Source organism: Micromonospora sp. NPDC047521 (assembly GCF_055587305.1).
The window spans coordinates 224,851-246,211 of sequence record NZ_JBVJGN010000009.1; the positions used below are offsets into that span (position 1 = coordinate 224,851).

14 protein-coding genes and 1 tRNA gene are annotated in these 21,361 nt (G+C 71.1%); 10 read left to right on the forward strand and 5 right to left on the reverse strand.

All coding sequences use genetic code 11. The features are described 5' to 3' along the window. Positions 1-15: 15 nt before the first annotated feature. Positions 16-2,160: an ABC transporter permease gene (locus ACZ6N8_RS20990; RefSeq protein ID WP_466012068.1), complete on the forward strand. Its 2,145-nt coding sequence runs from the start codon at positions 16-18 to the stop codon at positions 2,158-2,160. A 52-nt stretch (positions 2,161-2,212) separates the two neighbouring features. On the opposite strand, the gene ACZ6N8_RS20995 is transcribed toward ACZ6N8_RS20990, so the two are convergent. From ACZ6N8_RS20995 to ACZ6N8_RS21015, 5 genes are all read right to left on the reverse strand, one after another. Then, positions 2,213-3,553 carry a carbohydrate-binding protein gene (locus ACZ6N8_RS20995; RefSeq protein ID WP_466012070.1) on the reverse strand — a complete coding sequence of 447 codons (1,341 nt, stop codon included), beginning with the start codon at positions 3,551-3,553 and terminating at the stop codon, positions 2,213-2,215. 161 nt (positions 3,554-3,714) lie between these two features. Then, positions 3,715-3,789: transfer RNA gene (locus ACZ6N8_RS21000), tRNA-Arg, on the reverse strand. 81 nt (positions 3,790-3,870) lie between these two features. After that, the gene (locus ACZ6N8_RS21005; protein ID WP_139586631.1) at positions 3,871-4,566 is read right to left on the reverse strand and encodes a winged helix-turn-helix domain-containing protein; all 696 of its coding nucleotides are present in this window, start codon (positions 4,564-4,566) and stop codon (positions 3,871-3,873) included. 188 nt (positions 4,567-4,754) lie between these two features. Further along, positions 4,755-5,423: a DUF305 domain-containing protein gene (locus tag ACZ6N8_RS21010; RefSeq protein WP_466012073.1), complete on the reverse strand. Its 669-nt coding sequence runs from the start codon at positions 5,421-5,423 to the stop codon at positions 4,755-4,757. A gap of 12 nt (positions 5,424-5,435) precedes the next feature. Then, positions 5,436-6,233 carry a DUF3105 domain-containing protein gene (locus ACZ6N8_RS21015; RefSeq protein WP_466012074.1) on the reverse strand — a complete coding sequence of 266 codons (798 nt, stop codon included), beginning with the start codon at positions 6,231-6,233 and terminating at the stop codon, positions 5,436-5,438. Between the two features lie 98 nt (positions 6,234-6,331). Between ACZ6N8_RS21015 and argS the strand changes: the two genes are divergently transcribed. The 9 genes from argS (at position 6,332) to rho (ending at position 21,163) form a co-directional block, all read left to right on the forward strand. Next, positions 6,332-7,999: an arginine--tRNA ligase gene (gene argS, locus ACZ6N8_RS21020; protein WP_466012076.1), complete on the forward strand. Its 1,668-nt coding sequence runs from the start codon at positions 6,332-6,334 to the stop codon at positions 7,997-7,999. Positions 8,000-8,059: 60 nt separating this feature from the next. Continuing rightward, positions 8,060-9,445: a diaminopimelate decarboxylase gene (gene lysA, locus ACZ6N8_RS21025; protein ID WP_466012078.1), complete on the forward strand. Its 1,386-nt coding sequence runs from the start codon at positions 8,060-8,062 to the stop codon at positions 9,443-9,445. An 8-nt stretch (positions 9,446-9,453) separates the two neighbouring features. Continuing rightward, the gene (locus ACZ6N8_RS21030; RefSeq protein ID WP_466012183.1) at positions 9,454-10,764 is read left to right on the forward strand and encodes a homoserine dehydrogenase; all 1,311 of its coding nucleotides are present in this window, start codon (positions 9,454-9,456) and stop codon (positions 10,762-10,764) included. A gap of 138 nt (positions 10,765-10,902) precedes the next feature. Next, positions 10,903-11,952, forward strand: a complete 1,050-nt coding sequence (thrC, locus tag ACZ6N8_RS21035) for a threonine synthase (protein ID WP_466012079.1) — start codon at positions 10,903-10,905, stop codon at positions 11,950-11,952. Positions 11,953-12,094: 142 nt separating this feature from the next. Beyond that, positions 12,095-15,403, forward strand: coding sequence for an efflux RND transporter permease subunit (locus ACZ6N8_RS21040; RefSeq protein WP_466012081.1), 3,309 nt, complete (start codon positions 12,095-12,097; stop codon positions 15,401-15,403). A gap of 161 nt (positions 15,404-15,564) precedes the next feature. After that, positions 15,565-16,380 carry a polysaccharide deacetylase family protein gene (locus ACZ6N8_RS21045; protein WP_466012083.1) on the forward strand — a complete coding sequence of 272 codons (816 nt, stop codon included), beginning with the start codon at positions 15,565-15,567 and terminating at the stop codon, positions 16,378-16,380. Between the two features lie 11 nt (positions 16,381-16,391). Further along, positions 16,392-17,636, forward strand: coding sequence for an MFS transporter (locus tag ACZ6N8_RS21050; protein ID WP_466012085.1), 1,245 nt, complete (start codon positions 16,392-16,394; stop codon positions 17,634-17,636). A gap of 64 nt (positions 17,637-17,700) precedes the next feature. Then, on the forward strand, positions 17,701-18,645 hold the full coding sequence (gene thrB / locus ACZ6N8_RS21055; RefSeq protein WP_466012087.1) for a homoserine kinase: 945 nt from the start codon (positions 17,701-17,703) through the stop codon (positions 18,643-18,645). A 295-nt stretch (positions 18,646-18,940) separates the two neighbouring features. Further along, complete coding sequence (gene rho, locus ACZ6N8_RS21060; protein WP_466012088.1) at positions 18,941-21,163, forward strand: transcription termination factor Rho; 2,223 nt, start codon at positions 18,941-18,943, stop codon at positions 21,161-21,163. Positions 21,164-21,361: the final 198 nt, after the last annotated feature.

Genomic DNA, 21,361 nt, shown 5'->3' on the forward strand with positions numbered 1-21,361 from the left:
TGAGTTGGAGCGTGCATGGATACCGAAGCCGTGATCGAGGCTGCCGACGTGGTGGACGGCCGCCCGCCCGGCGCGGACCGCAAGGAACAGATCATTCGAATGGTCGCCCTGTTCGTGATGCCGTTCCTCATGGTCACGATGATGTTCGCGACCTACATGTCGACCATGCACTCGCCGCACCCCAGGGACATGCCGGTAGCGGTCGTCGGCAGCGGCACCACGGCGCAGGCGGTCGTCGACGGGCTCAACGCCGCTCCGGGTGACAGCACCGAGGCCACCCTGGTGGCCAGCCGCGACGACGCGGTCGACCTGCTGCACGATCAGGAAGCCACAGGCGCGCTCGTGATGCCCACCGACGGCAGCGCCAACGCGACAATCCTCACCGCCTCGGCGGCCGGAGCCTCGCAGAACGCCACCGTCCAGCAGTTGCTCGCGCCCATTGCCGTCCAGAACAGCTGGCAGACCACCACCGAGGACGTCGCACCGCTACCCGACGGGGACCGGGCCGGCATCGCGGTCCTGTTCGCCGCCATGGGCATGATGCTGGCGGGCTACGTGCCGCTGAGCATCATGGTGATGGGCGTACCCCACCTGCTGCGGCTGCGACGGTTCCTGCCCGTACTGGCCGGCTGGTCCGCGGTCACCAGCTCGATCATCTGGCTCATCCTCGGGCCCGTCGTGGGCGCCGTCGACGGCCACTACCTCACCTTCCTCGGCGTCGGCATGCTCGCCACCGCGGCCGTCGGCCTGGCCCAGCTGCTGCTCTCCAAGCTGGTCGGGCCCCTGGCGGTGCTGCCCGGCATGCTGCTCTGGGTCGTGTTCGGCATGCCCGCGTCGAACCTGGCGCTGTCCGTGCACAACATGCCCGGCTTCTTCCAGTTCCTGCACGGCGTGCTTCCGCTCCCGGCGGCAGGTGAGGCGCTGCGCTCGGTCCTGTACTTCGACGGCAACGGTCTGGGCACCCACCTGCTCGTCCTGGCCGTGTGGATCGTGGCCGCCCTCGCGCTCTGCCTGCTCAGGGAGCGCAGCGCGAGCGGCAACGTCATCCCCGGTGTACCGCCGATCCCCGACCCCGACGCGAAGGCCCCGGCCCTCGCCGGCGGGCCTCCGCGCTCCAAGCGGTTCCGGTACGTGGCCGCTGCCGGCTTCCCGCTGGCCATCCTCGTGGTCGTCGTGGGTGCCATGGGATTCTCCATGCACAAACCGCAACCGCACGACATCCCTGTCGTCGTGGTCGCCGCCGCCCCGGGGCAGGCTCAGCAGACAGCTGCCGGTCTCAACGCACAGCTTGACGGCATCCTCGACGTCACAGTCGCCGACACGGTGGATGAGGCCACCAGGCAGATCCGTGCGCGGGACACCGTGGCGGCCTTTGTCCTGCCGTCGGCGCCCGGCACTCCTGCGACGCTGTACTCGGCATCCGCCGCCAACGCCAGCCAGCAGTCCACGATCCGCTCGATCTTCCAGCCGATCGCCGCAGCCCAGGACCTTCCGCTCACCCTGACCGACGTGCAGACCCTGAGCGAGACCGACACCGGCGGCAGCAACAGCATGTACGTCGGCATGTCCTGGATCATGGCCGGCTTCCTGTTCCTCGCCGTCCTGCGCGGAGGCGCCCCGCACGTACGCCGCCTGCCCCAGTTCCTGCCCCTTCTGGGCGGCTGGGCGATAGGCATGTCCGTCTGGTTGTGGTTCCTCTTCGACGTGCTCATCGGCGCGATCAGCGGCAACGCCCTGGAGATGATCGGCTACGGTGCCCTGACCATCTTCTCGGTCTCCCTGGCCACCGGCGTGCTCACCCGTACCGTGGGCCTGGCGGGCATCATCCCGATGATGGTGGTGCTGATGATGGCCGGCGTGCCCGCCTCCGGTGGTGGCATGTCGGTGTACCTGGTCCCGGAGGTGTTCCGCCCCCTCCAGGACGTGCTGCCGCTGCCCGCGGCGGTCGACATCGCCCGGTCACTGCGGTATTTCGACGGCGTCGGCGTCGGGCAGAACCTGCTGGTCATCGCCATCTGGGGCGCTGTCGGGCTGGTCCTGAACCTCGTGATCGACACGTGGCTCAAGCGCCGCGAGCGACGCTCGGGTGCCGACGGCGGCCCGGATGCCACCTCGGCGCCGGACACGCCCCTGAGGCTGGTGCCGGCCGACGCGCACTGAGCGGCACCGAAGCCCACCGCCGATCCTTCCGGTTCGGCGGTGGGCTTCTGGCTCAACGCCCCTGCAGGCGCTTCACGTTGTCGCCGAACGTCCAGCCCTTCGACCCGTCCCAGTTCGCCGACCAGGTCATCAGACCCTTGAGACCGGGTACGGAGTTCCACGCCTGCGTGACAAGCGACGTCGACAGGTAGCCGCCGCCCGCGCCTATCTGCGCGGGCAGGCCCGGGACCTGCTTGTCGTACGGCACCCGGATGGTGGTGCCCTGGATGGTCAGGCCGTTGTTCAGGCACTGCGTCTGCACCGTGAAGCCCTGCACCGTGCCGGCGGGGTACGAGTCGCCGGCGCAGCCGTACATGCTGCCGTTGTAGTACTGCATGTTCAGCCACCACAGCCGGCCGTTGTCCACGTACTTCTTGATGATCGGCAGGTACGACCCCCAGATCGAGCCGTAGACGACGCTGCCGCCTGTGACGTAGGCCGTCTCCGGCGCCATGGTCAGGCCGAAGTTCGAGGGCATCCGGGCCAGCACCCCGTCGATGATCCGGATCAGGTTGGCCTGTGACGTGGACAGGGTGTTGATGTTGCCGCTGCCGGTCAGGCCGGTCTCGATGTCGATGTCGATGCCGTCGAAGTGGTAGGTCGTCAGGATCGGCACGATCGTGGCGATGAACCGGTCGGCTACCGCGCTGGAACTGAGGTCGATGCCCGCGGCGGCCCCGCCTATCGACATCAGGATGGTGGCGCCTGCCGCCTTGGCCTGGCACATCTCGGCCGGGGTGGCCACCTTGACGCCGGCGTCCATGCCGTTCTCCCAGAGCACCGTGCCGTCCGAGCGGATCACCGGGAAGGCCGCGTTGATCACGTTGTAGCCGTGCTGGCCCAGCCGGCTGTCGGTGATCGGGATCCAGCCGAGGCCGGGGTGTACGCCGTTGGAGGCGCCGTCCCAGTTCTCCCAGTAGCCCTGGAGCACCTTGCCGGTCGGTCGCGACTTCACCGCGCAGGTCCCGCCGGTCGGCGGGGGCGTGGTGGGCGGGGGAGTGGTCGGCGGTGGGGTGGTGGGTGGCGGCGTGGTCGGCGGTGGGGTGGTGGGCGGTGGGGTGCTGCCGGAGCACGCGCCCAGGTCACGCCACAGCGACGGGGTCGAGGCCGGGTTCCAGCCGGCGCCGGGGTGGGCGGTGTGGGTGACCAGGGCCTGGTAGAGCCGGCCGCCGTAGGTGACCTGGGTGCCCGCCTGGTAGGTGGTGCCCTCGGCCCAACCCGGCGCCGTGCAGGCGACCATCGGGACGGCGTCCGCCGAGGACACGGCGGCCATGCTGCTGGGGACGAAGGCGACGGCGGCCGCGACGGTCATCGCCGCCCCGGCCACCACTGCGAAAATCCGACGGCTTCTCATGGCTCACTCCCCAGGCTTCGACGTCCCGCGATCTCCACATATTGACGTTCGTAACGGCTATTAGCAAGGGTTGTTTACAGATCCGGGGAAGTGGACGCGCACACGAACAAGGCCCCTGACCGGTGTTCCCGGTCAGAGGCCTCTGTCGTGCCGATCGTGTCTGGTGCCCCCGGCAGGATTCGAACCTGCGCCCCCGCCTCCGGAGGGCGGTGCTCTATCCCCTGAGCTACGGGGGCTCAGCGACTGGAGAAGACTAGCAAACCTCCTCCTGGAACACCGAATCGGTATCGGTGCCCCGATCGTGTCGCTGGGCCCGGTCAGGCGGCGGCGATCACCCGGCCGCAGCTGGGCAGCGGGTGCAGGACGATCCGTCGCGGGAGCCGGCGCGGCCACTCGTTGCGCGGCCAGGAGCCGTCCACGATCAGGTGCACCGTGCGCTCCTCCTCGCCGCTGAGTCGCAGCACGAAGTCGCGGGGGAGCGGCGGGTCGACGGTCGGCGTGGTGATCATGAAGCGCACCCGGCCGCGGGACGAGACGGCGGAGATCACGTCGGCCGCCGGCATGGTCCCGCGCAGTCGTACCCGCCCGATCCAGTAGACCTCGGCGAGGTGCTCCTGGGCGGCCCGGGTGATCGCCGGGTATTCGCTGCGTACCCACCGCTCGACCGCGCTGACGCAGAGCCCGCAGGCCCGTTCGCGGGGCTCACGCGGACCCAACCCCCAGGCCCGCAGGTACGCCCCGACGGCGCCCGCGTCCAGCGGCAGGTCGAAGCGGCGCTGGATGAGCGTGGTGAGGCTCTGCCGCGTCCACAACTCCTCGTCCAGGCCGAACTCGTCGGGGTGGACGCCCCGCAGCACGTCGATCAGTTCGAGTTCCTGTTCGCGGCTGAGCATTCCCGGCTCGCCCTGCCGCTGTCCGCGACGGACGGCTGCCACCGCCCCGTCACCGCCGATGGTGTGGCGTCGGCACCAACTGGTGACCGAGCGCCGTGCGTCTCTGAGTGCAACCCCCACGTCTTGGGCAACGAGCCCGAATCGCAACTGGTCACGATATGTGGGGAGAAAACTCTCTAAGCAACGTAATCGCCTGGACCGCGCAAAACGCCCACAGGGGACACGGCGGACGTTCGGTACCCGACATGAACGGGCCCGCGCCCCGCCGGGTGTGGCGGTGACGCGGGCCCGTCGTGCCCGTGGAGCGGTCAGCCCCCGGCCTGTGCCTGGAGCTGCCGGAGGTTGTTCAGCTCGCTCTGCTGGGTGGCCTTCATGGTCCGGGCCATCCGCAGCACCTCGGCGTTGTCGGTCTCGCCGAGCGCGGCGTCGATCATGTGGATGCCGCCCAGGTGGTGGTCGTACATCAGGGCGAGGAACTGGCGGTCCACCTCGATGCCCTTGGCGTCGCGCAGGGCGGCCATCTGCTGCGGTGTGGCCATCCCGGGCATCAGCCCGTTCTTGACCGTCGCCCCGTCGGACATCCACGACATCGGCGGCTGCGACCCGGTCGGGCTCAGCTCCCACTCGCGCAGCCAGGTCTGCATGGCGCCGATCTCCCCCTGCTGCCCGGTGGCGATGTCGACGGCGATCTGCCGCACCTCGGGCAGCGTCGCCGACCGGTACGCGACGAGGCTCATCTCCACCGCCTGGGCGTGGTGCGTCGTCATGTCCCGCGCGAAGCCCGCCTCGACCGAGGCGTCACCGGGCCGGGTGAGCCGGGGGGTGAGCAGGCCCCCGGCGTACCCGAGGAGAAGCCCCACCACCAGCAGGGCGGCAAGCGCGAGCACCCCGTAGCGCCGCGACGGGCCCCGACCGCCCTCCTCGGGGGCGGCCTCGACCTCGTCGTACTCGCTGTCGGTGGTGGCGGGAGCGGTCATCGCGGTCCTCGGTTACTGGGTCGGCTGCTGCTGGAGTTCGCGAGGCGTGGTGCCGGTCGCGGTGATGCCCGTGTTGCACAGGGCGGTCGGGCCCTCGACCGAGGCGTTCACCCGCAGGTCCTTGATGAAGTCGTCGATCCGCTTGTCGTCGGCGTTGTCGACCTTGAGCTGGTAGCCCCACGCCTGGAGCGAGATCGGCTTGTCCAGGCCCTCGTACGGGCTCATCAGCATCTTCTCGACGCCGCGCACCTTGCCGGCGAGCTTGTCGACCTGGTCCTTCGGCAGGTCCGGGCGGTAGGTGATCCACACCGCGCCGTGCTCCAGGCTGTGCACCGCGTGCTCGTTGGCGATCGGGGCGTCGTAGACGTCGCCCATGCAGTTCTGCCAGGCGGCGTTGTGCACCCCGCCCACCGGCGGCGAGTAGTTCCAGGTCAGCGGACCGGACTTGTGCGACTCGTACTTCAGGCTGTCCGGGTCGCTCTTGCGGATGTTGACGATGCCGTCGATGGCGTTGGCCCGCTTGTCCCACGGCTTGGAGCCCTGGAACGACGCCCAGGCGCCGTACCCGATGATGCCGGCCGCGAGCACGCCGACGGCCACGAAGAGCGCGATCGGGCCCCAGGCCCGGCCCTGGCTCACCTTGACCGGGGTGACCGGCTTACGGGGGCCCTTGCCACCTGCCCGGGGCGTGCCCGCCGGCTTACCGGACGCGGCCTTGGCGCCGGACGCCGGCCGGCCCGCGGCCGGCTTCTTGCCGGTGCTGACCACGGTCGGGCGGCGCTCAGGGCCGCCCGGGGTGCTGATGCTCATCGTGCCTCGTCAAGTCGGTCGGTCAGGGGAGATGGCGGGCCGGTTGACGCGCAGGGTAGCCGCCGAGTGCCCGAGTCTACCCCCGATAACATGGTTGGGTGACTCCTGCAGAACTCGCCTCGGTCGTCCTTGCCGCCGCCCACGCCGTCTTCGAGCAGCGTGGCCTGGACCGCGCGGCGCTGCCGGAGCGCACCGTGGTGGAGCGGCCGCGCAACCCCGAGCACGGCGACTACGCGTCCACGCTCGCTCTGCAGTTGAGCAAGAAGGTGGGCGTCCCGCCGCGCGAGCTGGCGACCGCGCTGGCCGACGAGCTGAGCCGGGCGGCTGGCGTCAAATCGGTGGAAATCGCCGGTCCGGGTTTCCTGAACATCCGGCTCGACGCCGCCGCCGCCGGCCAGCTCGCCCGGGTGATCGTCGAGGCCGGCGCCGAGTACGGCCGCAGTGACCGGCTCGCCGGGGAGAAGATCAACCTGGAGTTCGTCTCGGCGAACCCGACCGGCCCGGTGCACATCGGCGGGGTCCGCTGGGCGGCCGTCGGCGACGCGTTGAGCCGGCTGCTGCGGGCCACCGGCGCGCAGGTCGGCACGGAGTACTACTTCAACGACGCCGGTTCGCAGATCGACAGGTTCGCCCGCTCGCTGCTCGCCGCCGCCAAGGGTGAGCCGGCGCCGGAGGACGGCTACGGCGGCGCGTACATCGCCGAGATCGCGGCCGAGGTGCAGGCCCGCCGGCCCGACGTGCTGACCCTGGACGAGGCCGCCGCCCAGGAGGTGTTCCGGGTCGAGGGTGTCGCGCTGATGTTCGACGAGATCCGTTCCTCGCTGCGCGACTTCGGGGTGGAGTTCGACACCTACTTCAACGAGAAGGACCTGCACGACCGCGGCGAGTTGGACCTCGCCCTGGCCCGGCTGCGCCAGCAGGGGCACCTCTACGAGTCCGAGGGCGCCACCTGGCTGCGGACCACCGACTTCGGTGACGACAAGGACCGGGTGCTGCGCAAGTCCAACGGCGAGTGGACGTACTTCGCCGCGGACTGCGCGTACTACCTGGACAAGCGCGAGCGCGGGTTCGAGCGGGTCGTGATCATGTTGGGCGCCGACCACCACGGCTACATCGGCCGGATGAAGGCGATGGCCGCCTGCTTCGGCGACGACCCGGAGCGCAACCTGGAGATCCTCATCGGCCAGCTGGTCAACCTGGTGCGCGACGGCGCCCCGATGCGGATGAGCAAGCGGGCCGGCACCGTGATCACCCTGGAGGACCTGGTCGACGCGATCGGCGTGGACGCCTCCCGGTACGCGCTGGCCCGCTACTCCAGCGACTCGCCGATCGACATCGACATCGAGCTGTGGACCCGGGCGACCCGCGACAACCCCGTCTACTACGTGCAGTACGTCGCCGCCCGGACGGCGGGCGTGGCCCGTAACGCCGCCGAGGTGGGGCTCGTGCCGGGCGACGCCGACGCGTTCCGCCCCGAGCTGCTCGACCACGAGAAGGAGAACGAGCTGCTCAAGGCGCTCGCCGAGTTCCCGGCGGTGGTGGCCACGGCCGCCGAGCTGCGCGAGCCGCACCGGGTGGCCCGCTACCTGGAGGAGAGCGTCGCGGCGTCCTTCCACAGGTTCTACGACAACTGCCGGGTGCTGCCACTGGGCGACGAGGAGGTCACCGACCTGCACCGCGCCCGGCTCTGGCTCAACAACGCCACCCGCACGGTGATCGCCAACGGTCTGCACCTGCTCGGCGTCTCCGCACCCGAGAGGATGTGATCGCGTGCGAGCGCGAGGAGTGAGCTTGCGAGCCCCGCAGTCGCGAAGCGGAGACAAGTGATGAGGGCTCACGAGGCTGGTGCGCTGCACGCGGACATCAGCAACCAGGGGCCGGCCTGGCTGCGTACCCCCGCCGACGTCAACGCCCTCGTGCCGGCTCTGTGGCCGCGCAGCGTGACGCGCGGCGCCGACGGCGCGGTCGCCGTCGCGGGCCTGAGCGTCCGCGACATCGCGGCCGAGTTCGGCACCCCTGTGTACGTCCTGGACGAGGCTGACCTGCGCTCGCGCTGCCGCGACTTCCGGGCGGCCTTCCCGACCGAGGACGTCTACTACGCCGGCAAGGCGTTCCTCTGCCGCGCGGTGGTCCGGATGATCGCCGAGGAGGGCCTGCACCTGGACGTCTGCACCGGAGGTGAGCTGGCCACCGCGCTGTCGGCGGGGATGCCGCCGGAGCGGATCGGCTTCCACGGCAACAACAAGTCGGTCGCCGAGCTGTCCCGGGCGCTGGACGCCGGGGTGGGCCGGATCATCGTCGACTCGTTCACCGAGATCGACAGGCTCACCGAGTTGGCCCGCGAGCGTGGGGTCCGGCCCCGGGTGCTGGTCCGGGTAACGGTCGGCGTCGAGGCGCACACCCACGAGTTCATCGCCACCGCCCACGAGGACCAGAAGTTCGGCTTCTCGCTGGCCGGCGGCGCGGCCGCGAACGCCGCCTTCAAGATCCTCGACGAGGGCGTCCTGGAGCTGCGCGGTCTGCACTCGCACATCGGCTCGCAGATCTTCGACGCCAGCGGCTTCGAGGTCTCCGCCCGCCGGGTGCTCGCCCTCCAGGCGCAGATCCGCGACGCGCGCGGGGTGGAGCTGCCCGAGCTGGACCTGGGCGGCGGCTTCGGCATCGCGTACACCACCCAGGACGACCCGGCGACCCCGCAGGACCTGGCCAAGCGGCTTCGCAAGATCGTCGACTCGGAGTGCGCGGCGGAGAACCTGGCCGTGCCGCACCTGTCGATCGAGCCGGGTCGGGCCATCGTCGGGCCGGCCGTGTTCACCCTCTACGAGGTCGGCACGGTCAAGGACCTCGACGGCATCCGCACGTACGTCAGCGTGGACGGCGGGATGAGCGACAACATCCGCACCGCGCTGTACGACGCGTCGTACTCGGCGACACTGGCCTCCCGGGCGTCGACCGCGCAGCCGTTGCTCGCCCGCGTGGTGGGAAAGCACTGTGAGTCCGGGGACATCGTGGTGAAGGATGAATTCCTGCCCGCCGACGTGCAGCCCGGAGATTTTGTCGCAGTGCCCGGCACCGGCGCGTACTGCCGGAGCATGGCCAGCAACTACAACCACGTGCCCCGGCCACCTGTGGTCGCGGTACGTGACGGCCACGCGCGGCTGATCGTCCGGCGGGAGACCGAAGAGGACCTGCTGGCATTGGATGTTGGATGACGTCACCTGTGCGCTTGGCACTGCTCGGCTGCGGCACTGTCGGCCAGGAGGTGGTCCGGCTGCTGCACGAGCAGGCGACGGACCTGGCCGCCCGCATCGGCGCCCCGCTGGAGATCGCCGGCATCGCCGTCCGCCGGCTCGGCCGTGACCGTGGTGACCTGCCGGTCGACGACGACCTGTTCACCACCGACGCGCTCGGCCTGATCAAGCGCGACGACGTGGACGTGGTGGTCGAGGTCGTCGGTGGCATCGAGCCGGCCCGGAGCTGGCTGGTCGAGGCGCTGCGCGCCGGCAAGAGCGTGGTCACCGCCAACAAGGCGTTGCTCGCCGAGGACGGCGCGGCGCTGCACGACGCGGCCGCCGAGGGTGGTGCCGACCTCTACTACGAGGCGTCAGTTGCCGGTGCCATCCCGCTGTTGCGCCCGTTGCGCGAGTCGCTGCACGGCGACCGGATCACCCGGGTCACCGGCATCGTCAACGGCACCACCAACTTCATCCTCTCGGCGATGGACGCCACCGGGGCCGGCTTCGCCGAGGCCCTCGAGGAGGCGACCGAACTGGGGTACGCGGAGGCCGACCCGACGGCCGACGTGGAGGGCTTCGACGCGGCGGCAAAGGCGGCGATCCTCGCCTCCCTGGCGTTCCACACCCGGGTCGCCGCCGCCGACGTGCACCGTGAGGGCATCACCGAGGTCACCGCCGCGGACGTGGCGAGCGCCCGCGCGATGGGGTGCACCATCAAGCTGCTGTGCATCGCGGCCCGGGGTGTCGACCCGACCGGCCGGGAGACGGTGAGCGTCCGGGTGCACCCGGCGATGATCCCGCGCAGCCACCCGCTGGCAAGCGTCGGCGACGCGTTCAACGCGGTCTTCGTCGAGGCCGACGCGGCCGGTCAGCTCATGTTCTACGGCCGGGGCGCGGGTGGCGCTCCCACCGCCAGCGCGGTGCTCGGCGACGTGGTCGCGGTGTCCCGCAACCGGCTCGCCGGGGTCCGCGCGGCAAGCGAGAGCGCGTACGCGGACCTGGCGGTCCGGCCGATGGGCGAGGCGCTGACCCGCTACCACGTCAGCCTGGACGTGGCCGACCGTCCCGGTGTGCTGGCCTCGGTGGCGGGCGTGTTCGCCAGGCACGACGTGTCGATCGCGACCGTGCGGCAGGGCTCGGCGAGTGGGTCGCCGGGCCGCAGCGGCGACGCCGAGCTGGTCATCGTCACCCACGTGGCACCGGACGCCGCGCTCGCCGCCACGGTGGTCGAGCTGCGGGGCCTGGACATTGTCCGGTCGGTGACGAGCGTGCTGCGGGTCGAGGGCGGCGCCTGACTCGTTGGACCATCGATGGGACGCTTTCCGCGTCCCGCCAGGTGGGTAACCCGGGGTGTGCCATCGGAGCCTTCGGCAGTGTGGTCCAGGGTGACCAGGTGCTGGGGTCGAGACAGCGGTAGAGGCGAGGAGAACGACATGTGGCGGGGTTTGATCGAGGCGTACCGGGATCGGCTGCCGGTCACCGCGGCCACGCCCGTCGTCACGCTGCACGAGGGGAACACCCCGCTGCTGCCGGCACCCGTGCTCTCCAGCCGGCTCGGCTGTGACGTGTACCTCAAGGTGGAGGGCGCCAACCCGACCGGCTCGTTCAAGGACCGGGGGATGACCCTCGCCGTCTCCAAGGCGGTCGAGGCCGGCAACAAGGCCATCATCTGCGCCTCCACCGGCAACACCAGCGCCTCGGCCGCCGCGTACGCGGCGCGGGCCGGGCTGACCTGCGCGGTGCTGGTGCCGCAGGGCAAGATCGCGTTGGGCAAGCTGGCCCAGGCGCTCGTGCACGGCGCGAAGCTGCTCCAGGTGAGCGGCAACTTCGACGACTGCCTGTCGCTCGCCGCCAAGCTCGCCCAGGACCACCCGGTCGCGCTTGTCAACTCGGTGAACATCGACCGGCTGCACGGCCAGAAGACCGCCGCCTTCGAGATCGTCGAGGCGCTCGGTGACGCGCCCGACATCCACTGCCTGCCCGTCGGCAACGCCGGCAACATCTCCGCCTACTGGATGGGGTACGCGGAGGAGCGCGACGCCGGCAGCACCACCCGCGCACCGAAGATGTACGGCTTCCAGGCCGCCGGCGCCGCGCCGATCGTGACAGGTCAGGTCGTGCCGGAGCCGTCGACGATCGCCACCGCCATCCGGATCGGCAACCCGGCGAGCTGGACCAGGGCGTTGGACGCGCGGGACACCTCCGGCGGCCTGATCGCGGCGGTGACCGACAGGGAGATCCTGTCGGCGTACCGTCTGCTCGCCCGCGAGGTGGGGGTCTTCGTCGAGTTGGGCAGCGCGGCAAGCGTGGCCGGCCTGCTCCAGCAGGCCGCGGCGGGCATGGTGCCGTCCGGCTCGACAGTGGTCTGCACGGTGACCGGCCACGGCCTGAAGGATCCGGAGTGGGCGATTTCCACCGCGCCAGCGCCGCTGACCATCGCGAACGACCCGATGGCGGCGGCCCGCGCCCTCGACCTGGCCTGACCGCGCCACCGCTTGCGGTGGGGGCCGGCGGCCGGCGGGCGGCCTCCGGGACGGTGTGGGGGCGGCCGGGGTCGAGGTAGGCGAGTCGGGCACACTTTCGGGTATCCCCGCCCGCATTCTCGTTCAGGAGTGAGCCAGGCCGATGTCGCTGCTCGCCAGATTCAGCCTCGCCAACCGAGGGCTCGTGGCCCTCATCGCGGTGGTGATTACGGCGTTCGGAGCGTTCGCCGTGCCGTCGTTGAAGCAGCAACTGCTGCCGTCGCTCGAATTCCCTGCCGCGTTCATCGTGGCCGCCTACCCCGGTGCCGGACCCGAGATCGTCGAGTCGCAGGTCACCGAGCCGATCGAGAACGCCCTGCAGGGCATCCCCGGGCTGGACAAGGTCACCTCCACCTCCCGCGAGGGTTCGACCACCGTCCAGGTGCAGTACGAGTTCGGCACCGACCTGGACGACGTGGTCAACAAGATGCAGACCGCGCTGAGCCGGATCGACTCCCAGCTTCCGGAGAACGTCGACCCGCAGGTCATCGCGGGCAGCACCGACGACCTGCCGGCGGTGGTGCTGGCCGCGGCCGGCACCGGTGACGAGCGGGCGCTCGCCGAGAAGCTGCGCGCGACTGTGGTGCCGGAGCTGGAGGCCATCGACGGGGTTCGCGCCGTCGAGGTGACCGGGGCCCGCGACGACGTCGTGGTGGTCACCCCCGACCCGGCCAAGCTGGCCGCGGCGAAGGTGCAGCCCACCGCGATCGGCGCCGCGCTGAAGACCAACGGCGTGTCGGTACCGGCCGGTGCGGTGACCGACGGCAGCGGCCTCGCCCTGCCGGTCCAGGTAGGTACGCCCGTCGCCACCCTGGACGACCTGCGCGGCATCGTGATCACGCCGGGCGCCACCCCGGTCCGCCTCGGTGATGTGGCGACCGTCGAGCAGCAGCTCGCGCAGGCCACCGCGATCACCCGCACCAACGGCAAGGAGAGCCTCGGCATCGCCGTCACCGCGGCGCCGGACGGCAACGCGGTGGAGATCTCGCACGAGATCCGGGACCAGCTGGCCGACCTCAAGAAGGCCTCCGGCGCGGAGCTGACAGTGGTCTTCGACCAGGCGCCGTTCGTCGAGAAGTCGATCGAGTCGCTGACCACCGAGGGTCTGTTGGGCCTGCTGATGGCGGTCATCGTCATCCTGGTCTTCCTGCTGTCGGTGCGGTCGACGGTGGTGACCGCCGTCTCGATCCCGCTGTCCGTGCTGGTGGCGCTCATCGCCCTGTGGATCGGTGACTACTCGCTCAACCTGCTCACCCTCGGCGCGTTGACCATCGCGGTGGGTCGGGTGGTGGACGACTCGATCGTCGTACTCGAGAACATCAAACGGCATCTGGAGTACGGCGAGGAGAAGCAGCACGCGATCATCACAGGTGTCCGTGAGGTGGCTGGCGCGGTGACCGCGTCCACCCTCACGACGGTGGCGGTGTTCGCGCCTATCGCACTGGTCGGTGGGTTCGTGGGGCAGCTCTTCGCGCCGTTCGCGATCACCGTGACGGTGGCCCTGCTCGCGTCCCTGCTGGTGTCGCTGACCGTCATCCCGATCCTGGCGTACTGGTTCCTCAAGCCGCGCGGCGGCACCGCTGACGACGAGGCCGTGCGGCGCGCCGCGGAGGAGAAGGAGCTGCGCAATCCGTTGCAGCGGGCGTACCTGCCGGTGATCGGGTTCGCCACCCGCAAGCGGTCGACCCGCTGGATCACCGTGGGGCTCGGCCTGCTGGTGCTCTTCGGCACCTTCGGGCTGGCGCAGAAGCTGGAGACCAACTTCCTGGACGACTCCGGTCAGGACACGCTCAGCTTCCGCCAGGAGCTGCCGGCGGGCACCGGTCTCGCGGCCACCGACGAGGCGGCCAGGAAGGTTGAGGCGGTGCTCGGGCGTCTCGACGGTGTCGAGACGTACCAGGTGAGCGCGGGTGGTGGGGACAACCCGTTCGGCGGCGGCGGCAACAACGTCGCTACCTGGTCGCTGGCGCTGGACGGTGACACCGACGCCAAGCAGATGCGCGAGAAGCTGCGCGCGGAGTTCGACAAGCTGGGCATCGACAAGGAGGAGATCACCTTCGGGGGCGGGCAGGACGCCTCGACCAGCCAGCTGGAGGTGATCGTCCAGGGCAGCGACCCGGAGGTGCTGACCCGCGCCGCCGAGGCGGCCCGGTCGGCCATGGCCGGGGTGCCGGACGTCGAGGATGTGACGACAAGCCTGGCCGAGCGGGTGCCGCGGGTCGACGTCGCCGTCGACCGGGTCGCCGCCGGACGGGTCGGGCTCACCGAGGCCGCCGTGGGTCAGCTCGTGTCGCAGGCGTTCCGTGGCGCGCCGCTGGGCCAGGTGGCGCTCGACGGCCGCCAGCAGGACGTGGTTCTGCGGTTGAGCGCGAAGCCGCCGGTGTCGCTGGAGGAGCTGCGTGCCCTTCCGGTGGGACCGGTGAAGCTGGACGACATCGCGGACATCACCCAGGCGGAGGGGCCGCAGCAGGTCACCCGGATCGACGGTGAGCGCAGCGTCTCGGTGACGGGCACGGCGACCGGCTCGAACCTGGGCGCGACAAGCCAGGAGTTGCAGAAGCGGCTGGACGGCATCGACGTACCGGGGGCGACCTTCACCATCGGCGGGGTCAGCGCCGACCAGGCGGACGCCTTCGGTGACCTGGCGCTCGCGGTGCTGGCCGCGATCGCGATCGTGTTCCTGATCATGGTGGCCACGTTCCGTAGCCTCACCCAGGCGCTGATCCTGCTGATCTCCATCCCGTTCGCGGCGACCGGCGCGATCGGCCTGCTGCTGGTCACCGGAACGCCGCTGGGCGTACCGGCGCTGATCGGTGTGCTGATGCTCGTGGGCATCGTGGTGACAAACGCCATCGTGCTGCTCGACCTGATCAACCAGTACCGCGCCCAGGGCATGGGGGTCCGGGAGGCGGTGGTCGAGGGTGGCAGGCGCCGACTGCGTCCGATCCTGATGACCGCCGTGGCGACGATCTTCGCGCTGCTGCCGATGGCGCTCGGGTTGACCGGCGAGGGCGGGTTCATCTCGCAGCCGCTGGCGGTCGTGGTGATCGGTGGTCTGCTCAGCTCGACGCTGCTCACGCTGATCCTGGTGCCGACGCTGTACACGATGGTGGAGCACACCAAGGAGTCGCTGCGCGAGCGGCGGCGACGTCGGCGTAACGGCGGGTCGGCGACGACCGAGCCGACCGCCCCGGCGCCCGCCGAGCCGGACGGCCCGAACCAGGTGGCGGTGCCGGCCGGTGCGTCCACGTCGGCCGGTACGCCTCGCTCGGCGTCGACCGAGGGTTCGCAGCCGGCGGCGACACGCCAGGCCCCGTCGGGCGCGTTGGTGGACGGCACGGACCAGTTCGAGGTGCTGCGACTGCCCCGGAGCCGTACCTCGCCGCTGCCCCCGTCGGAGCCGACCGAGTAGTCGGACGACATCGAACGGAACGCCCCCGGCAGGCTCGGCCCGCCGGGGGCGTTCGCCGTCGTCCATCCGGACACTCCGATGGGACGACGGAACCGGCACTTTGCGTCACGCATTGCATACTCCTAGTAGGTGTTGGGGGTGTCGGCGAGCGGGGCGGGCGGATGACCGAGAGCGCGCACGGGTGGTCCCGGCGCGATCTGCTGCGCCGAGGTGCCCTGGTGGCGACCGGGGCGATCGCCGGCGCGGGAGCCCTTGACGCGTGGTTCAGCCACCGCCGGCTGCCGCTGGCCGGCGGTCCGGCGAGCGCCACGATCGGCAACGGCCAGCAGGACGTCGGCTCCGGTGCCCTGCCTGTCGTCTGGTCGGTGTCGACGACGCGGCGGCTGGTCGCGCTCACCTTCGACGACGGCCCGGCACCACAGTGGACGCCGATGGTGCTGGAAACCCTCGCCGAGCACCGGGTGCCGGCGACGTTCTTCCTGGTCGGCGCCCAGGTCCGGCGGCACGGGGACGTCGTACGCGGCCTGCTCGCCGAGCATGAGGTGGGCAACCACAGCTGGCGGCACCGGGACCTGGCACAGATGGACACCGCCGCGGTGTACGACGATCTGCGCCGCAGCCACGACGCGATCGCCGACGTGACCGGGAGCCCGCCCCGGCTGGTCCGCCCGCCGTACGGCCACCTGGGCGGCGCGGTGCTGCACGCGGCGGCACGGCTGGAGTACCGACTGGTGCTCTGGTCGTTGCAGATGGTGGAGCGTGAGTACCCGGGCGACCCGGCCGGTCACGCCCGACGGATCGTGGCAGGTGTCCGGCCGGGGACGATCGTGCTCGGGCACGACGTCGGCGACCCGCGGCGACTGGTGGCGCTGCGCGGCCTCCCCGACATGATCACCGGCCTGCGGGCGCGTGGTTACACCTTCGTCACCGTCTCGGCGCTGCTGGGAGCGGGTGTGACCCCCACGCAGACCGGGTAGGGTGCCGCTCCGTGGCGTCCACCCTCTCGGTCCTTACCGGCAATCGGAGCTTTCGCAATCTCTTCCTCGCCGAGCTTGTGGTCTTCGGCGCCGACTGGTTCGTCATGGTGCCGCTGCTGGTGCTGCTGCCGCAGCTGACCGGCAGCGGCGTGTGGGGCGCGCTGGTGCTCGCCGTGGACACCGGCATCGTGGCGCTGCTACTGCCGTACACAGGCACGCTCGCCGACCGGTTCGACCGCCGGAAGGTCATGATCGGCGCGAACGTGGCCTCGCTGGCGGGCGTGCTGCTGCTTCTCGGCGTACGGAGCCGGGGCACCGCCTGGCTGGCGCTCGTGGCGATCGGCGTCGTCGCGGTCGCCAAGGCGTTCTACTCGCCGGCCGCCCAGGCCGCCCTGCCCAATGTCCTGGAGCCGCACGAGCTCGCCGCCGGCAATGCCGTGGCCGGCTCGGCCTGGGGCACCATGACCGTGGTGGGCGCCTCGCTCGGCGGTGTGCTCAGTTCGGCCACCGGCCCGTACGCCTGCTTCTGGGTGGCGGCGGTGGGCCTGGCGCTCGCCGCGGGCCTGGCCACGCGGATCCGCCGGCCGTTGCAGGCGCCCCGCGACAGCGACCGCCCGGCCCAGCGGACCTGGGCGGCGGTCAGCGAGGCGCTCGGCTACATCGGCCACCGGCCGCGCGTGCTGGCGCTTGTCACTGTGAAGTCGGCGGTCGGCCTGGGCAACGGGGTGCTCACCGTGTTCCCGCTGCTCGCCGGCGTGTACGGGGTCGGTTCGCTGGGCGCTGGCCTGCTCTTCGCGGTACGCGGCGCGGGGGCGCTGGTCGGGCCCATCCTGATGCGTCGGGTGCTGACCAACAGGTCATGGCTGCTGCCCGGGCTCGCGCTGTCCATGTCGCTCTACGGCGTGTCCTACCTGGGCGCGTCGGTGGTCAGGTGGTTCCCGTTGGTGCTGCTGCTGGTCTTCCTGGCGCACTTCGCGGGCGGCAGCAACTGGGTGATGTCGAACTTCGCCCTCCAGGGCGAGGTGCCGGACCGGTTGCGCGGTCGCGTCTTCGCCACCGACATGATGCTCGCGACGCTTGCCATCTCGGTGAGCCAGCTGGCGGTGGCCCTGGTCGTGGACGTGGTGGACGAGCGCGTGGTGCTGGCCGGGTGCGGCCTGGTCACAGTCGTCTACGCGGTGGGCTGGCGGATCGCCACCCGCAAGCTGTCGCTCACCGACCCCAGCACCGAGCCGGTTCCGAACCCGGCCGGCTGACCGGGGCGGTCCCATGCTGCGGGCACCGGACCGGATCGTCGGTGCCGACCCCTAGCATGGGCGCGTGCCGACGAACTTCACCGCCGGGCCGGTCCGCGTACGGGTTCCCGCGACCAGCGCCAACCTGGGCCCGGGCTACGACGCGCTGGGCCTCGCCCTCGGGCTGTACGACGACCTGGCGGCCGAGGTGGCGCCGGCCGGGGTCCGGGTGACGGTGACCGGGCAGGGCGCCGACGAGCTGCCCGACGACGACAGCCACCTTGTGGTACGCGCCATGCGGGCGGCCTTCGACGTGCTCGGCGCGCAGCCCACCGGTCTGAGCGTGGAGTGCGTCAACCGGATCCCGCAGGCGCGCGGATTGGGCTCCTCGTCCGCCGCGATCGTCGCGGGTGTGCTGCTGGCCCGCGCGCTTGTCGTCGACGGCGACCAGCGGATGGACACGGCGGCCGTGCTCCGCCTGACCGCCGAGATTGAGGGCCACCCGGACAACGTCGCCCCCTGCCTGCTCGGCGGCTTCACGGTGGCCTGGTCCGAGCCGGCCGGCGCCCGCGCGGTGTCCCTGCCGGTCGCTGCCGACGTACGACCGACGGTTTTCGTGCCGGCCGAGCGTGGCCTGACCGCCGCCGCGCGGGCCGCGTTGCCGGCCACGGTGCCCCACGCCGACGCGGCGTTGACCGCCGGCCGGGCGGCGCTGCTCGTGCACGCGCTCACCACGGACCCGACGCTGCTGCTTCCCGCCACCGTCGACCGGCTCCACCAGGACTACCGCGCACCCGGGATGCCTGCCACGTCGTCCCTGGTCAACGCGTTGCGAGAGGTTGGTGTGGCGGCAGTGGTCAGTGGGGCCGGGCCGACCGTGCTGGCGCTCACCGACCCGCCGCCGGGCTTCGCGGCGGGAACAGACTGGCAGATCTGGCAGTTACCGATAGACGACAGCGGCGCCCGGGTTGCCCGGGGTAGACTTGGACACGCCGAGCGGGACCCTGTTGCCGCAGGTCGGAAGAGTTGATTACGCTCTAGGCCTAGCACAGCCGCGAAGCACGCGATCTCCTGCGGGGCGGCGCACCCCCGAAGCTCTCGGCGGTCAGCCCGTCACCCCTGCCAAGGCCCACGCCGCACCGCAGTTTCCACAGGTCGCCGCAGACGGCGAGACCTGCTCACCGATCCTTGGTGAGTCGGGATACCGCCGGGCTGCTGTGTCACAGACTCCCGCGACGCGTCCTTGCGAGGCGGGTGCACCGAGGCCGCCCGGCCACCTGAGTTTCGACTCCGGGCAGTCCCGGCCTATCGAGGGAAGGAATCCATTGAGCGACACCACCGACGTGACGTCGGATGTTTCCAACGTCGCTGGCGATGCCACCACCGCCGCTCCCGCCCGTCGTCGGCGTAGCGGCACCGGTCTGTCGGCGATGCTGCTGCCAGAGCTGCAGAGCCTGGCCGCGTCGCTCGGCATCTCCGGCACGGCTCGCATGCGCAAGGGCGAGCTGATCGCCGCGATTTCCGAGCGGCAGGGCGGCAACGCCGCCGGAACCCCTCGACCGCGGGCCGAGGTCGCGGCTGCGGCCGCTCCGACCCGTGAGGGGGTACGCGCCGACGTGCGGGAGACCGCCGACCGGCCGGCAGCCGAAGGGCGCAGCGCCGACCAGGCGCCCGCCGAGCCGGCCGCCGAGACCGAGAGCCGGGGTCGTACCCGTCGTAGCCGCACCGCCACGGCAGAGGCTCGCACCACCGAGGCTCGCAGTTCCGAGGCTCGTGGTTCCGAGGCTCGTGGTTCCGAGGCTCGCAGCTCCGAGGATCGGGGTGTTGAGGCTCGCAGCTCCGAGGCTCGTACCGACGAGGCCGAGGCCGGCGAGCGGACCGACCGGGGCGAGAACCGCCGGGATCGGGCCGAGCGTCCGGAGCGCGGCGAGCGTGCCGACCGCAACGACCGTTCCGACCGTGGCGAGCGTTCCGAGCGCAACGACCGTGGTGAGCGGGCCGAGCGCGGCGACCGTTCCGAGCGCAACGAGCGTGGTGAGCGGTCCGAGCGTTCCGACCGCAACGACCGTGGTGAGCGGGCCGAGCGCAACGACCGTGGTGAGCGGGCCGAGCGCAACGACCGGGGCGACCGCAACGATCGGGGCGACCGCAACGACCGTGGCGACCGCAACGACCGTGGCGACCGCAACGACCGTGGCGACCGCAACGACCGTGGCGACCGCAACGACCGTGGCGACCGCAACGACCGTGGCCAGCGTGCCGAGCGGGACAGCGACGACGACGACGTCGAGGGCGGCGGTCGGCGTGGCCGGCGGAGCCGTTTCCGGGACCGTCGCCGTGGGCGTGGCGAGCGCGCCGAGACCGGTGGTGACACCGGTGGGCGTGAGCCCCAGGTCGGCGAGGACGACGTGCTCGTCCCGGTGGCCGGCATCATCGACGTGCTCGACAACTACGCCTTCGTGCGGACCACCGGCTACCTGGCCGGCCCGAACGACGTGTACGTCTCGATGTCCCAGATCAAGAAGTACGGCCTGCGCCGTGGTGACGCGATCACCGGTGCGGTCCGCGCGGCCCGCGAGGGTGGCAACAGTGGCGACCAGCGGCGGGACAAGTACAACCCGCTGATGCGGTTGGACACGATCAACGGCATGGAGCCGGAGGAGGCGCGTCGCCGCCCCGAGTTCTACAAGCTCACGCCGCTCTACCCGCAGGAGCGCCTGCGGCTGGAGACCGAGCCGCACATCCTGACCACCCGGGTCATCGACCTGGTCATGCCGATCGGCAAGGGCCAGCGGGCACTCATCCAGTCGCCGCCGAAGGCGGGTAAGACGATGGTGCTGCAGGCGATCGCGAACGCGATCACCCGCAACAACCCGGAGTGCCACCTCATGGTGGTGCTGGTGGACGAGCGGCCCGAAGAGGTCACCGACATGCAGCGGTCGATCAAGGGCGAGGTCATCGCGGCCACGTTCGACCGTCCGCCGCAGGACCACACCACTGTTGCCGAGCTGGCGATCGAGCGGGCGAAGCGCCTGGTCGAGCTGGGGCACGACGTGGTCGTGCTTCTCGACTCGGTGACCCGGCTCGGTCGGTCGTACAACCTGGCGGCGCCGGCCAGCGGTCGGATCATGTCGGGTGGTATCGACTCCACCGCGCTCTACCCGCCGAAGCGCTTCCTCGGAGCGGCCCGCAACATCGAGAACGGCGGCTCGCTGACCATCATCGCCACGGCCCTGGTGGAGACCGGGTCGATGGCGGACACGGTCATCTTCGAGGAGTTCAAGGGCACCGGTAACGCGGAGCTGAAGCTGGACCGGAAGATCGCTGACAAGCGCACCTTCCCGGCCATCGACATCAACCCGTCCGGTACGCGTAAGGAAGAGGTCCTGCTCGCGCCCGAGGAGCTGGCCATCATCCACAAGCTCCGCAAGGTGCTGCACTCGCTGGACTCGCAGGCGGCCATGGACCTCCTGCTGGACCGGCTCAAGCAGTCCCGTACCAACATCGAGTTCCTGATGCAGATCGCGAAGTCGACGCCGGGGGAGTAACCATTTCCGGTTGACCGACGACGAAGGGGCACGGCCATCGCGGCCGTGCCCCTTCGTCGTGCCCGCCCACCGTCCTTTGCTCTGCTTCAACCGGCGCAACACTTCGGGGCGCTTTGTGTTGCGTCAGTTGAAGCAGAGCAAAGGGGACCAAGAGGGGGCGGCCGGCCCTGCTCGCACGCCAGCAGAGGGGGTTCGGCG

Coding starts and splice junctions, on each gene's coding strand:
- thrC (WP_466012079.1), top strand. CDS start 10,903: ATGTGGCGGGGTTTGATCGAGGCGTACCGGGATCGGCTGCCGGTCACC.
- ACZ6N8_RS20995 (WP_466012070.1), bottom strand. CDS start 3,553: ATGAGAAGCCGTCGGATTTTCGCAGTGGTGGCCGGGGCGGCGATGACC.
- ACZ6N8_RS21015 (WP_466012074.1), bottom strand. CDS start 6,233: ATGAGCATCAGCACCCCGGGCGGCCCTGAGCGCCGCCCGACCGTGGTC.
- ACZ6N8_RS21010 (WP_466012073.1), bottom strand. CDS start 5,423: ATGACCGCTCCCGCCACCACCGACAGCGAGTACGACGAGGTCGAGGCC.
- ACZ6N8_RS21045 (WP_466012083.1), top strand. CDS start 15,565: ATGACCGAGAGCGCGCACGGGTGGTCCCGGCGCGATCTGCTGCGCCGA.
- lysA (WP_466012078.1), top strand. CDS start 8,060: ATGAGGGCTCACGAGGCTGGTGCGCTGCACGCGGACATCAGCAACCAG.
- ACZ6N8_RS20990 (WP_466012068.1), top strand. CDS start 16: ATGGATACCGAAGCCGTGATCGAGGCTGCCGACGTGGTGGACGGCCGC.
- ACZ6N8_RS21040 (WP_466012081.1), top strand. CDS start 12,095: ATGTCGCTGCTCGCCAGATTCAGCCTCGCCAACCGAGGGCTCGTGGCC.